The sequence below is a fragment of the Chromobacterium sinusclupearum genome (assembly GCF_002902845.1).
GTDB classification, from domain to species: Bacteria; Pseudomonadota; Gammaproteobacteria; order Burkholderiales; family Chromobacteriaceae; genus Chromobacterium; species Chromobacterium sinusclupearum.
Genome location: NZ_PPTF01000051.1, coordinates 18392 through 29067 on the forward strand (window position 1 = coordinate 18392; position 10676 = coordinate 29067).

General features: G+C 62.4%; 8 protein-coding genes. 4 read left to right on the forward strand and 4 right to left on the reverse strand.

Annotated elements, in window-relative coordinates:
- The first annotated feature begins 346 nt into the window (after positions 1-346).
- The gene (gene adhE, locus C2134_RS11050; protein ID WP_103320005.1) at positions 347-3010 is read left to right on the forward strand and encodes a bifunctional acetaldehyde-CoA/alcohol dehydrogenase; all 2664 of its coding nucleotides are present in this window, start codon (positions 347-349) and stop codon (positions 3008-3010) included.
- 36 nt (positions 3011-3046) lie between these two features.
- Here the strand turns inward: adhE and C2134_RS11055 are convergent, their stop codons facing one another.
- Entirely contained in the window at positions 3047-3859 is an 813-nt protein-coding gene (locus C2134_RS11055) for a substrate-binding periplasmic protein (protein WP_103320007.1), read from the reverse strand.
- Between the two features lie 232 nt (positions 3860-4091).
- Between C2134_RS11055 and C2134_RS11060 the strand changes: the two genes are divergently transcribed.
- Positions 4092-5483 (forward strand): amino acid permease, encoded by a 1392-nt coding sequence (locus C2134_RS11060; protein WP_103320009.1) that lies wholly within the window; start codon positions 4092-4094, stop codon positions 5481-5483.
- A gap of 39 nt (positions 5484-5522) precedes the next feature.
- Here C2134_RS11060 and C2134_RS11065 read toward each other — a convergent pair whose 3' ends face one another.
- Positions 5523-6428, reverse strand: coding sequence for a LysR family transcriptional regulator (locus tag C2134_RS11065; RefSeq protein ID WP_103320010.1), 906 nt, complete (start codon positions 6426-6428; stop codon positions 5523-5525).
- Positions 6429-6527: 99 nt separating this feature from the next.
- Between C2134_RS11065 and C2134_RS11070 the strand changes: the two genes are divergently transcribed.
- Complete coding sequence (locus C2134_RS11070) at positions 6528-7517, forward strand: aldo/keto reductase (RefSeq protein ID WP_103320012.1); 990 nt, start codon at positions 6528-6530, stop codon at positions 7515-7517.
- 304 nt (positions 7518-7821) lie between these two features.
- Positions 7822-9024, forward strand: a complete 1203-nt coding sequence (locus C2134_RS11075) for a GGDEF domain-containing protein (protein WP_103320014.1) — start codon at positions 7822-7824, stop codon at positions 9022-9024.
- Here the strand turns inward: C2134_RS11075 and C2134_RS11080 are convergent.
- On the reverse strand, positions 9021-9539 hold the full coding sequence (locus C2134_RS11080) for a DinB family protein (RefSeq protein ID WP_199152855.1): 519 nt from the start codon (positions 9537-9539) through the stop codon (positions 9021-9023). The genes C2134_RS11075 and C2134_RS11080 overlap by 4 nt on opposite strands.
- A 281-nt stretch (positions 9540-9820) precedes the next feature.
- Entirely contained in the window at positions 9821-10438 is a 618-nt protein-coding gene (locus C2134_RS11085; protein ID WP_103320016.1) for a Clp protease ClpP, read from the reverse strand.
- Positions 10439-10676: the final 238 nt, after the last annotated feature.

Here is a 10676-nt window from a genome sequence, read left to right on the forward strand (position 1 = left end):
CGTTACAACCGTTCTGATCCAGACCATGCAGAGAGCGCCGATTCGGCGCTCTTTTTCATGGAAAACTGAAAATTGTTTGGCCGTGCGCAAAAACGAATATCCGAAAACGGACTACGATGGCAGGGAATCGAGCGAGTCATGGCCGATTGCCAGTAAAGCCCCTGAATTTTATAGGGGTATAGTCGGGCGGATGTAATGGCTCCGCTACAAAGGGTTTGATGGCGCCGTCATGGTTTGATGGCGCGAAATGGGTTTTTTGCCGGTTGTTTTTTCGATTGTGAAAATTTTTAGTCGAAAACGAACAATTAGGCGCTCGATATTTTCATTTGGTTTCTGGAGAGACAAAATGGCTGTTAGCAATCAAATCGAACTCGACGCCCTGGTGGCCCGCGTAAAGAAGGCGCAAGTCGCCTTCGCGCAGTTCACGCAAGAGCAGGTTGACCACATCTTCCGTTGCGCCGCGCTGGCCGCCGCCGACGCCCGCATTCCGCTGGCGCGGATGGCCGTCGCCGAAACCGGCATGGGCGTGATGGAAGACAAGGTGATCAAGAACCACTTCGCTTCCGAGTACATTTACAACAAGTACAAGGATGAGAAGACCTGCGGCGTGCTGTCCGAGGATGACACCTTCGGCACCATCACCATCGCCGAACCCATCGGCGTGCTGTGCGGCATCGTGCCGACCACCAACCCGACTTCCACCGCCATCTTCAAGGCGCTGATCTCGCTGAAAACCCGCAACGGCATCATCTTCTCGCCGCACCCGCGCGCGCGCCGCTCCACTTGCGAAGCCGCCCGCCTGGTGCTGGAAGCCGCCGTCGCCGCCGGCGCGCCGCAAGACATCATCGGCTGGATCGATGAGCCGTCCGTCGCGCTGTCCAACCAGCTGATGCACCACCCCGACGTCAACCTGATCCTGGCCACCGGCGGCCCGGGCATGGTGAAGGCCGCTTACTCGTCCGGCAAGCCCGCCATCGGCGTGGGCGCCGGCAACACCCCGGCCGTGATCGACGAAACCGCCGACATCAAGCGCGCGGTGGCCTCCATCCTGATGTCCAAGACCTTCGACAACGGCGTGGTCTGTGCTTCGGAGCAGTCCGTCATCATCGTCGACCAGATCTACGACGCGGTGCGCGAACGCTTCTCCAAGCACGGCGGCTACATCCTGTCCAAGAGCGAAGCCGAGGCCGTGCGCAAGGTGATACTGCAGGACGGCAGCTTGAACGCCGCCATCGTCGGCCAGAGCGCCGCCAAGATCGCCGCCATGGCCGGCATCACCGTGCCGCCCACCACCAAGGTGCTGATCGGCGAAGTGACCGAGGTGTCCGATCAGGAAGCCTTCGCTCACGAAAAACTGTCCCCGACCCTGGCCATGTACCGCGCCAAGGACTTCATCGACGCTTGCGACAAGGCCGCCGCGCTGGTGACCATGGGCGGCATCGGCCACACGTCCTCGCTGTACACCGACCAGGACCTGCAGGAAGAGCGCGTGCGCTACTTCGGCGACAAGATGAAGACCGCCCGCATCCTGATCAACACCCCGTCCTCGCAAGGCGGCATCGGCGACTTGTACAACTTCAGCCTGGCGCCGTCTTTGACCCTGGGTTGCGGCTCCTGGGGCGGCAACTCGATCTCCGAGAACGTCGGTCCCAAGCACCTGATCAACAAGAAAACCGTCGCCAAGAGGGCTGAAAACATGCTGTGGCACAAGCTGCCGAAGTCCATCTACTTCCGTCGCGGTTCCCTGCCAGTGGCCCTGGAAGACCTGGCCGGCAAGAAGCGCTGCCTGATCGTCACCGGCCAGTACCTGTTCGAACACGGCTTTGTGGACGAACCGATCCGCCTGCTGAAGAAGATGGGTCTGGAAGTGGAAGTGTTCTTCGAAGTGCCGGCCGACCCGACCCTGGCCGTGGTGCGCAAGGGCGCGGACCTGGCCCACGCCTTCAAGCCGGACGTGATCATGGCGATCGGCGGCGGCTCGCCGATGGACGCGGCCAAGATCATGTGGGTGATGTACGAGCATCCGGAAGTGCACTTCGCCGACCTGGCGCTGCGCTTCATGGACATCCGCAAGCGCATTTATCAGTTCCCGAAACTGGGCCAGAAGGCCATGATGGTGGCGGTGCCGACCACCTCCGGCACCGGCTCCGAAGTGACCCCGTTCGCCGTGGTGACTGACGAAGTGACCGGCGTGAAGTACCCGATCGCCGACTACGAGCTGACCCCGAACATGGCCATCGTGGACGCCAATTTGGTGATGGACATGCCGAAGTCGCTGACCGCCTTCGGCGGCATCGACGCGGTCACCCACGCGCTGGAAGCCTATGTGTCGGTGATGGCCAACGAGTACTCGGACCCGCAAGCCCTGCAGGCGCTGAAGCTCCTGAAGGAATACCTGCCGTCGTCCTACCTGAACGGCGCCAACGATCCGAAGGCGCGCGAACAAGTGCACAACGCCGCCACCATCGCCGGCATCGCCTTCGCCAACGCCTTCCTCGGCGTGTGCCACTCGATGGCGCACAAGATCGGCGCCGAGTTCGGCCTGGCCCACGGTCTGGCCAACGCGCTGTTGATCAGCAATGTGATCCGCTACAACTCTGCCGACGTGCCGACCAAGCAGACCGCCTTCAGCCAGTACGACCGGCCGAAGAGCGTGGCCCGCTATGCTGAAATCGCCCGTCACCTGGGCCTGGAAGCCAACCGCGACCACGAGCGCGTCGAGAAGCTGATCGAGTGGGTGGACGAGCTGAAGAAGACGCTGGGCATCCCGTCGTCCATCCAGGCCGCCGGCGTGGCCGAAGCGGACTTCCTGGCCAAGGTGGACGAAGTGGCCGAGGCCGCCTTCGACGACCAGTGCACCGGCGCCAACCCGCGCTACCCGCTGATCAGCGAGCTGAAGCAACTGCTGCTGGACAGCTACTATGGCCGTCCGTACAAGGAAGCCTGGGAACGCGAAGAGCCGGCTGCCAAGGCGGAAGCCAAGCCGGCCAAGGGCAAGGCCAAGGCCTGAGTGAGTTAAACCTGTATCAGACCCAACCGGTCGGCGTCAGCCGGCCGGTTTTTTCATTGCCGCTTTAGGCTGCGGCGGCGGGACGCCATCCAGCTTGTTGTCCATCAGATAGCGGTGGGTGATGGCTTCGACATTGATGCGCTTGAGTCCCTGATTCAGGATGTCGGCCAGCCTTTTGCCTTCGGCCGATGGTTTGAAGCAGACGTACAGCAGCTTCTCCTCCAGCAGATGCGGATTCATCCGCAGATTGCCGCGCGCGGTTTTCAATTTCGGATCGTTCTGCATCAGGTAGTCGAAGACATAGCGGTCTATCACCGCCAGGTCGATATGACGGCGATCGAGCTTCAACAGGTTTTGGGTGTCGTCCAAGGCCTCGTCCGCATTCTGCCGTTTGGTGGCAATGCGCTCGTCCAGTTCCGCGGTATTGACGTAACCCTGCACCACGCCTACGCGCAGGCGCGACAGCTCGGCCAGTTGTTGCCACTGATAGTGGCTATTCATGCGCTCGGCGAAGCCAAGGGGGCTGCGGCCAATCGGGTCGGAAAAGAAAAAGGACTTGCGGCCGGCGGCGGAGTCGTATTCCGGGAAGTAACCCGCCACCTGAGGATTGAGGGTGGCTTCGGCTACGGCGCGTTGCCAGGGCACCACCTTGATGCGCACCTTGTAGCCCATGGCGGCGTAGGCTGCGCGGATCACCGCGCTGTTGAGGCCTTGCTCGGCGAGCTGGCTGCCGGTGTAGGGCGGCCAGTCCAGCGTGGTCAGCGTCACGGTATGAGACGTGTCGGCCAGGGCGCTGCCCGCCGCGGCCAGCGACAGGATCAGGCAAAGGCCAGGCAGGCTTCGTATCACGCGTCCCTCCTTGTGTCTGTCCTATTGCATCATAGGTTTTCCTAAGTGGATAGGGGGGGACTTGTCGGTTTGCGTATTTGGTGTTTTCCGCTCTTTTTGCGCATTTCAACGGCGTTAAGTTTTGCTTGTTGGAATAATTTCATTTTATTCAAATAAAATATATCGATGACATGGCAAGTTGTATGTGCTAATTTCGCCGCGTCGATTGGGCGAGAGAAATTAGGAGAAAATCATGCAATCCACGCAACAGACCCTGCATAGAGGTCTGGAGGAAAGGCATATCAATTTGATGGCGCTGGGCGCCACCATAGGCGTCGGCTTGTTCCTGGGATCGGCCACCGCGATCAAGATGGCCGGTCCGGCCATCATGCTGGCCTACGGCATCGGCGGCCTGGCCATCTTCATGATCATGCGCGCGCTGGGCGAGATGGCCATCCACAACCCGGTGGCCGGCTCGTTCAGCCGTTACGCGCAGGACTACCTCGGCCCGCTGGCCGGCTACCTCACCGGCTGGAACTACTGGTTCCTGTGGCTCGTCACCTGCATGGCGGAAATCACCGCCGTCGGCGTCTACATGGGCATCTGGTTCCCGGACGTGCCGTCCTGGTACTGGGTGCTGGCGGCGATGCTGGCGATGGGCGGCGTCAACCTGATCGCGGTGAAGGCCTATGGCGAGTTCGAGTTCTGGTTCGCGCTGATCAAGATCGTCACCATCGTGCTGATGATAGCCGGCGGCTTCGCCATGATTGTTTTCGGCTTCGGCAACCACGGCGTCGCCACCGGCATCGCCAATCTGTGGGCGCACGGCGGCTTCATGCCGCATGGCTTTTCCGGCGTGCTGATGTCGCTGCAGATGGTGATGTTCGCCTACCTGGGCGTGGAAATGCTGGGCCTGACCGCCGGCGAGGCCAAGAATCCGAAGAAGGCGCTGGCACGCGCGGTGGATTCGGTGTTCTGGCGCATCCTGATCTTCTACATCGGCGCCTTGTTCGTGATTCTGTCCATCTACCCATGGAACGAGCTGGGCACGCGCGGCAGCCCCTTCGTGATGACTTTCGAGAGCCTGGGCATTCCGGCCGCCGCCGGCATCATCAACTTCGTGGTGCTGACCGCCGCCTTGTCCTCGTGCAATAGCGGCATCTACAGCACCGGCCGCATGCTGTTCAATCTGGCGGAGCAGAAACAGGCGCTGCCGCTGTTCGCCAAGGTTTCGAAAAGCGGCGTGCCGGTGCCGGCGCTGTTGTTGTCGATCGCCGCGCTGTTGGTGGGCGTATTGCTGAATTACCTGGCGCCCAAGGAAGTGTTCACTTGGCTGACCGCCATCTCCACCTTCGGCGCGGTATGGACCTGGCTGATCATCCTGCTGGCGCAGTTGCGTTTCCGCCGTTCGCTGTCGGCCGAGCAACTGGCCGGCATCAGCCATCGCATGCCGCTGTGGCCGTATGGCTCCTATCTGACGCTGGGCTTCCTGGCGCTGGTGATCGCCCTGATGGCTTACTTTCCGGACACGCGCGTCGCGCTGATCGTCGGCCCAGGCTGGCTGGTGTTCCTGGTAGCGGTGTATTACCTGCTCGGTTATCACAAGCAGGATGCGGCCTGGCGGCTGGCGCAGCAGGGACGCTGAGCATTGGACTGATCATTGAAACCCGCCGTTGGCGGGTTTTTATCCGGCTAGGCCGTTTGCGTCGCGCAGAAAGTCTATCAGGGCGCGCAGCTTGGCCGGCGGGCGGCGTTGCTGCGGGTAGAACAGGTACAGCGCTTCCGCCGGCGGCAGGTACGGTTCCAGCACGGAAACCAGCCGCCCGGCCTGGATGTCGTCGCGCACCAGGTTTTCGGCCAGATAGGCCAGCCCCACGCCGCCGCGCACGCCCAGCAGCCTGGCCTGGTTGTCGTTGGTGAGCAGCGGTCCGCGCAGCGCCAGTTGCCGCAGCTGGCCTTGTTCGATGAACTGCCAGCGGTATTGCGGCCCGCTGGCGCCAAAGCGGTAGCCTATGCATGCGTGCTCGGCAAGGTCGTCCGGCTTGGCCGGCACGCCGCGCCGCGCCAGATATTCTGGCGTGGCCGCCACGACGAAGCGGATGGGCGGGCTGACCTGCGCGGCCTGCATGCCGGGTTGTAGCCGGTCGCTGAAGCGGATGCCTGCGTCGAAGCGCTGGCCGACGATGTCGACCAGGCCATCGTTGATGTCCAGCTCCAGCGTGAGCGCCGGATGTTGCCGCAGGAAGCGGTCCAGATGCGGATACAGCACGATCTGCGCCGCGGTGTGCGGCAGGGTCAGCCGCAGCGTGCCGGCCGGCTGGCCTTGCTGCTGGCGCGCGTCGTCCAGCGCTTGCCTGATCTCTTCCAGCGCCGGGTTCAGCCGTTCCAGCAGGAGTTCTCCGGCTTCGGTCGGCGTCACCTGGCGGGTGGTGCGCGCCAGCAAGGGCACGCCGAGCTGGCTCTCCAGCTGGCGCATGGCTTGGCTCAGCGCCGAGGCGCTGACGCCGAGTTCGGCCGCGGCGCGGGTAAAGCTGCGATGGCGGGCGATCAGCGCGAAGGCTTGCAAGGCGTCGTGTTGGGGTCGCTGCATTGTGAAGCTCGGCTAATTAATGTTTGTCATTTTCGGCCATTTATCCTCGCCTGGCCATCACCTATGCTGACGTCACTTTCCAAACAAGGAGTAAGGGCGATGCAAAAACGCACACTGGGCCGCAATGGCCCGCAGGTTTCGGCGCTGGGCTTGGGTTGCATGGGCATGAGCGCCTTCTACGGCGCGCATGACGACGCCGAGTCGCTGGCGACGCTGGACCTGGCGCTCGACCTGGGCGTCAACCTGCTCGATACCGCCGATATGTACGGCCCCCACACCAACGAGCTGCTGCTGTCCAAGCTGTTGGCGCGGCGCCGCGACGAAGTGGTATTGGCCACCAAGTTCGGCATCGTGCTGGATCCGGCCAACCCGGCCAAGCGCGGCGTCAATGGTCATCCCGACTACGTGCGCAGCAGCTGCGAGGGCAGCCTGAAGCGGTTGGGCGTCGATCATATCGACCTCTACTACCTGCATCGCATCGACCCGGCGGTGCCGATCGAGGAAACGGTGGGCGCGATGGCGGAGCTGGTGCGGGCCGGCAAGGTGCGCTATCTGGGCTTGTCCGAGGCGTCGGCCGAGACGCTGCGCCGCGCGGCGGCAGTGCATCCCATTCATGCGCTGCAAAGCGAATACTCGCTGTGGACGCGCGATCCGGAAGACGGCGTGCTGGCCGCCTGCCGCGAGGTCGGCGCGAGCTTCGTCGCCTACAGCCCGCTGGGCCGCGGCTTCCTGACCGGCGCGATCAAGAGCCCGGACGACTTCGCCGCCGATGATTTCCGTCGCAGCAATCCGCGTTTCCAGGGCGAGAACTTCCAGCGCAATCTGCAATTGGTCGACAAGGTGAAGCAAATGGCCGCTGGCAGGGGAGGCAGCCCGGCGCAGCTGGCGCTGGCCTGGCTGCTGGCGCAGGGCGACGACATCGTCGCCATTCCCGGCGCGCGCAAGCAGGCGAATCTGCGCGACAACCTGGGCGCGCTGCAGCTAGCGCTGACGGCAGCCGACCTGTCTGAACTGGACGAGGTGTTTGCCGCTGGCCAGGTGAGCGGTTCGCGTTACGCGGCCGAGGTGATGCAGTTGTTGAATCGCTGAAGGCGGAAGGCATGGGCTGATGCCGGCGCGGAATGATTTTGCGCTCCCGCACGGATGCAAAATCGTTAATATCCCGGACCGGCAGCGAGCGGCATGGACGGGCCAGACGTCGGCAAAGCGCTTTGCCAGGCATCAGCCATCCGGCCGTTGCGGCAAAGACACGAGTGGCGGACGGAAGATGTCAAAAGCATCAATTGTCTTAAGCGTTGAGCGAAACGATCTGTTATGTTGTGAACGTTTTGATTCCGGGGCGCGGAGTTGACGCAGATGGCGAGCAGGCGCCAGCGTCGCACGGCCTGCATCCATGACCATCCAATCCGTTCATAGCATTCTAGATTTCAAAGCCACCTTGCTCAGCACCACGGGTTACACGCTGATGCTGACCTTGGTGGTGCTGCTGTTCTGGCGCTACAACCGGCGCGAGCCGGCCCTGTTGACGTTGGGGTTGAGCGGGGCGATCAGCGCTGCCGGCTCCACCCTCGCTTTCCTGCCTTTCCCGCTGGCGCCATGGCCTAGCTTGCTGCTGGTCACGCTGCTGTTGCTGATGTTCCACCCGATGGCGCTGCTGGCCACGCGCCAGCTGTTTGGTCTGAGGGACCGGGGCGTGTTTTGCCTGGGCAGCGCCGCGGCGGTGATGCTGGCGTTCATCCTGCTGGGCGGCGAGGCGAATTACGGCCATCGCGTCATGGTGACATCGTTCTCCCATGTGATTTTCTGGTCCTTGATTTTTGCGCAGTTTCTGCGCGCGCGCGGCCAGGCGACGCCAGTTGGGCACTGGCTGGCGGCAGGTTTGGCCACGCTGATCATCCTGATCTCAGTTTGCCGCTTCGCCGTGGCTTGGTGGATGGGCGATCCGGGGTTTGCCGAGCGCGGCGGGCTGTTCAATCTGTTTTCGTCGCTATGTCTGTTTTGGCTGACTTTCTGCTTCAGCCTCAGCATATTGTTCATCAGTTATGAACGCCTGCTGATGCAACTGCGCCAGCAGGCCGATCAGGATGGCCTGACTCGGCTGCTCAACCACCGCACGTTTCTGGAAAAGGCCGACGGAATATTCCGCCGCGCGGTCGACAGGGGGGAACCGCTGTCGCTTTTGCTGATCGACCTGGACCATTTCAAGAGCATCAATGACCGCTACGGCCATCAAGTGGGCGATGAGGTGCTGCGCCAATTGGCCGACTGCCTGCGCCGCGAGGCGCGCCTGGGCGACTTGCTGGGGCGGCATGGCGGCGAGGAGTTTGTGGCGCTGCTGCCGCAGACCAGCCGCCTCGACGCCTACCACGCGGCGGACCGGCTCAGGCTGGCCATCAGCACTTTGCAGCCGCGCATCGGCGAGTTTTCCTTGAGCATCAGCGCCAGCATAGGCGTGGCCAGTTTGCGGCCGGCAGAGCATGAAAGCCTGGCCAGCCTGTTTCTGGAGGCGGACTTGCTGCTGTACCAGGCCAAGCATAACGGCCGCAACCGGGTGGAGATGGAGCGCGTGGCCGCGCCGGTGGTAGCGGCTGTCTAGAGAGGTAGAGCGGCCTCGCGATGCACGTCGCGCAGGTAGACCGGCAGGTCGGTCGTGGGCGGCGTGGCCGGCAGCTGGTACAGCATGTCCGCGACAAAGCCGCGATGATAATTCTTGTGGTTGACGATGTGCAGCAGCATATCGCCCCGCCGCATTCTGCCCTTGCCGCCATCGACGAACAGGAAGTCGATTTCCGCCTCGCTGTCCGCCGCATTCAATCTGTCCGCATAATCGATATACCAGCGGTCCAGTTCCGTCTGGGCGGCGTCCAGCTCCGCCAGGCTGGGCGTCGCTTCGGTATTGCGGCTGGCATAGCCGTGGGGACGCTGCTGCAAATGGGCCTGCCAGATGCGGTCCACCACCAGATTGTGATTCAGCGTGCTGAGGATATTGCCGAAGACGGTGGCGCGAGGCTTGCTCAATTCGGCCTCGGGCAAGGGGTCCAGCGTATCGAACAGGCTGCGGTTGGCCCAGGCGTTATAGCGGACCAGCATGCGGATATGGCGCAGGGACATGGCGTGTGCTTTTGGAGTGGATTATCCTGATTTTAAATGACAATGGATTTTCAAGCGAGCCGGATAGCGAAAGCGGACGGGTGAGGAAGTCTTTAACGCCGTCTTGTGGCAATTGCTTCCCGACATAGGCTGGGGTCAGTGTCAACGCGGCTTCGGCTGGACCAGACTAGGTTGGATGGGAAATTAAACTGAACCAAGCGGCCAGATAATGGCGCAACGGCATGAGCCAAGTAGCCGTGATGCTTTGGTTATCCGCCAATCGTGGGCGCGGGCAAGGCTGTTCAGCCAGCGTTTGGTTTGGTTTTGGCATGCGCTGCCTTGCGTGGCGCGATGGCCGGCGCGCCTTTTTGGATGTTCCCCAGGCGACGGCGGATGTTGTCGCTGTCCAGCCAGATGTCCTCGCCCTTCAGGATGCGATCCAGCTCTTCATCGGTCAGGAAGGGGCGGCAGACATGGCGCATGACTTTTTCAAACCATTTGCCGCTGGCCATCACCTGCGCCTGCTGCTCGTTGCCCTTGCCGATCAGCGCCGAGGAGTAGTTGTGGAACATCAGCTGGCAGGTATCGTGCACCACCAGTTCGTCGCCGGCCAGGAAGATCAGCGCGCCCATGGAGTAGGCCCGCGCTTCCAGAATGGTGACCACATGGGCCTCGCTGGCGCGGATGTTGTTGATGATCTGCAGGCCGGCGTCGAAGTTGCCGCCGGGGGTATTCAGGTGCAGGTAGACGATGTCGTTACCGCTGGCGGTGCGCAGGGTGTACAGCAGGTCGGTGTAGTGGATGGCTGCGCCAATCTCCTCCGACAGATAGAACGAGATCTGCCGCACCGTGCCTTGGGTTTCGTACTGGCGGTACAGCGGGACGGGTTTGTCGTCGTCATCGGGATCGGTGCGGGGCATGATGGCTCCTCATTGCGCTGGTCTTTCCAATTTAGCCCCGGAGCGGGGGGCTTGCCTTGCATTGGCGCAAGTTGAGGGGGTAAGGAATCCGCTGCGCGGATGATGATTTGCATGGCGGGGCTGCAGGGGCGGCCAGGGGTCGTGAGGGGGCTGGCCGCACAGCCCCCTCACCCGTTTGCCGGGCGGAACCGGCATTTAATCATTATCCGCGGAGCGGATTCATCAGAAGAGATCGCGT

What these genes read in the sequence shown, in the direction of transcription:
- adhE (WP_103320005.1), top strand. Translation starts at nt 347, where the DNA reads ATGGCTGTTAGCAATCAAATCGAACTCGACGCCCTGGTGGCCCGCGTA.
- C2134_RS11060 (WP_103320009.1), top strand. Translation starts at nt 4,092, where the DNA reads ATGCAATCCACGCAACAGACCCTGCATAGAGGTCTGGAGGAAAGGCAT.
- C2134_RS11065 (WP_103320010.1), bottom strand. Translation starts at nt 6,428, where the DNA reads ATGCAGCGACCCCAACACGACGCCTTGCAAGCCTTCGCGCTGATCGCC.
- C2134_RS11070 (WP_103320012.1), top strand. Translation starts at nt 6,528, where the DNA reads ATGCAAAAACGCACACTGGGCCGCAATGGCCCGCAGGTTTCGGCGCTG.
- C2134_RS11075 (WP_103320014.1), top strand. Translation starts at nt 7,822, where the DNA reads ATGACCATCCAATCCGTTCATAGCATTCTAGATTTCAAAGCCACCTTG.
- C2134_RS11080 (WP_199152855.1), bottom strand. Translation starts at nt 9,539, where the DNA reads ATGTCCCTGCGCCATATCCGCATGCTGGTCCGCTATAACGCCTGGGCC.
- C2134_RS11085 (WP_103320016.1), bottom strand. Translation starts at nt 10,438, where the DNA reads ATGCCCCGCACCGATCCCGATGACGACGACAAACCCGTCCCGCTGTAC.